This is a genomic window from Streptomyces sp. FH025 (assembly GCF_017427025.1).
Lineage (GTDB): Bacteria > Actinomycetota > Actinomycetes > Streptomycetales > Streptomycetaceae > Kitasatospora.
The window spans coordinates 1-2,426 of record NZ_JAFLNG010000937.1 but is presented as its reverse complement, the minus strand read 5'-3'; the positions used below and the strand labels follow the sequence as shown (position 1 = coordinate 2,426).

The 2,426-nt window shown below is 70.2% G+C and carries 3 protein-coding genes; 2 read left to right on the top strand and 1 reads right to left on the bottom strand.

The window, feature by feature from the left end; genetic code table 11:
- A partial coding sequence (locus J0670_RS35880; RefSeq protein WP_207816838.1) for a hypothetical protein occupies window positions 1-190 on the top strand: 190 nt, incomplete at its 5' end.
- 133 nt (window positions 191-323) lie between these two features.
- Here J0670_RS35880 and J0670_RS35875 read toward each other — a convergent pair.
- Entirely contained in the window at window positions 324-1,328 is a 1,005-nt protein-coding gene (locus J0670_RS35875) for a stage II sporulation protein M (RefSeq protein WP_207816836.1), read from the bottom strand.
- 275 nt (window positions 1,329-1,603) lie between these two features.
- On the opposite strand from J0670_RS35875, the gene J0670_RS35870 reads away from it, so the two are divergent.
- Window positions 1,604-2,426: RDD family protein (locus J0670_RS35870; protein WP_207816834.1), on the top strand; the 823-nt coding region annotated here is incomplete at its 3' end.

The window sequence follows — 2,426 nt, the reverse complement described above, 5'->3', positions numbered from 1 at the left end:
TTTTCCAGCTTATCAGATCTTCTCGGCCGTTCTTACCGGCTTCGTTTTTCTGAATTCCCGCTGGCGGGATTTCCTTGAACTTCGCTCCGAAGCTTATCAAAGCTTTCGGTGTGCTCAGTCCGCGGAATTTGCTTCGTCAGAGGCAGCGCATTTCGTGAAACGCACTTGCCTCGATTCGGCGGTGTCGTAGACACTAACGCCCGGGCCGACCGTTGTCCAGTCAGTCCCAACCGTTCAAACCTACTAGCCCACCCCGACCACGTCAATGGTTTGGCTGAGATGCGAGAAGAGTAGCAGGTCAGCAGCCTGTTGATCACATCGGCTCAGGCCGCGACGGGCTGTAGATCCACCCGGTCGGCCGCATCCACATCGCCGAACTCTCCGCCCTCCGCCGCCTTCCGGCCCAACACCAGGGCATAGACGAGGAAGGCGACCTCGGCCAGCACTCCGATGGAGATGCGCGCCCAGGTGGGCAGGCCCGACGGGGTCACGAAGGCTTCGAGGACACCGGAGACCGCCAGTACCGTCGCCAGGCCGATCGACATTCCGATAATCGAGCGTCCCTGTTCGGCCAGCGCTACGGAACGTGTCCGCGAGCCGGGGTCGATGACGGTCCAGCCGAGGCGCAGCCCCAGGCCGCCGGCCACGAAGACCGCGGTCAGCTCCAGCAGGCCGTGCGGAATGAGCAGGCCGAGGAAGACGTCGAGTCGCCCGGCGGAGGCCATCAGCCCGATACCGACGCCGAGGTTGACCACGTTGGTCCACATCACGAAGAGCACCGGGATTCCCAGCGCGATCCCGTACAGCAGGCACTGCACGGCGATCCAGGCGTTGTTCGTCCAGACCTGCGCGGCGAAGGAGCTGGCCGGCCGGTCCGAGTAGTACGTCTCGTACTGGCCGCCGGGACGGGTCATCTCCCGCAGGTGCTCGGGGGCGATGAGGCTGTTGCGGACCTCGGGGTGGGTCGCCATCCACCACGCGAGCAGCGTCGTGAAGACCAGCGAGACGACCGCGACCGGCAGCCACCACCGGCGGGCGCGGTACAGCGCGGCCGGGAAGCTCACCGTGTAGTAGCGGGCGACGTCCTGCCAGCCGTTGGTCCGGGCGCCGGTCACCGCGCTGCGCGCCCGGGAGACCAGGCCGGTCAGCCGGCTCACCAGGGCCGGGTCCGGCGCGGCGGCCTGGACCTTGGCGAGGTGACCGGTGGCCCGCTGGTAGAGGGTGACCAGTTCGTCGGCCTCCTCACCGCTCAGTCGGCGCCTGCGGGCGAGGGCGTCCAGCCGGGCCCACTCCCCCTGGTGGGTGGCGACGAAGACGTCCAGGTCCATTCGGCGGCTCCATGGTCGGCGATGGGCGCGAGGCGCGCGTGCCCGGTCGGGCGGCGGTCAGGCGGCGGTCAGGCAGGTGCGCGGGCAGGTACGTACGGACACGTGCGGCCCAGCATGCCAGGAGCCTTCGGCACCCGGGCCGCCGGGATCTCACTTCCCGTCCGCCCACCGCGCGCCGTATGTTTGCCGCTGCGGATCAGACTGCGGAGAGCGGGTCGTGGGGGCCGATCCGGGCGAACTCCCTCCCCCCGCACGAGCGTGAACGGACAGGTGTCTTGAGCGACCTGGTGACGGGTGAGGCGGTCGTCCTCGACCTCCAGACGGCGAAGCTTCCGAGCAGGGCCCTGGCGATCGTGCTGGACCTGCTCGTGGAGTTCGCGGCCCTGTTCGTGTCCGCGCTGGTCCTGAGCGTCGCCCTGATCGACCTCGACGGGGCGGCGCTGGCGGCCACCATGCTCGGCCTGATGGTGTTCTTCCTGGTCGCCGTGCCGGTGATGGTCGAGACCCTCAGCCACGGGCGCTCGCTCGGCAAGGCCACGATGGGCCTGCGGGTGGTGCGCACCGACGGCGGCCCGGTGCGGTTCCGGCACTCGCTGGTGCGCGGGCTGGTCGGCTTCATCGAGCTGATCGCGGTGACCGGAGCCCCGGCCGTGATCACCTCGGCGCTGAACTCGGACGGCAAGCGGCTCGGCGACATCTTCGCCGGGACGGTGGTCGTCCGCGAGCGCACCCCGGGTGCGGGCGGGCCGGCCAGCCCGCTGCCGCCCGTGCACCCGCAGCTGCTCCACGACATGGGCCGTGAGCTGGTCGCGATGGACCTGTCCGCCGTGCCCGAGCCGCTCTGGCTCGCGATCCGCCAACTGCTGGGCCGGATCGACCAGTTGGAGCCATCCGTAACGCTCCGCATGTCCACCGGGCTGGCCCAGGACCTGTCCGCCCGGATCGGCCACCCGGTGCCGCCGGGGCTGCACCCGGCCGCCTACCTGGGCGCGGTGCTCACCGAGCGCCAGCGCCGGGAGTGGATGCGCGCCCACACGCAGCGGCAGGTCGCGCCCCCGATACCCGCCCCGCGCCCGTCCGCCGCACCGGCCGCACCGA

Bases quoted from the DNA above. Each gene is read 5' to 3' on its own strand.
- J0670_RS35875 (WP_207816836.1), bottom strand. From the start codon at position 1,328: ATGGACCTGGACGTCTTCGTCGCCACCCACCAGGGGGAGTGGGCCCGG.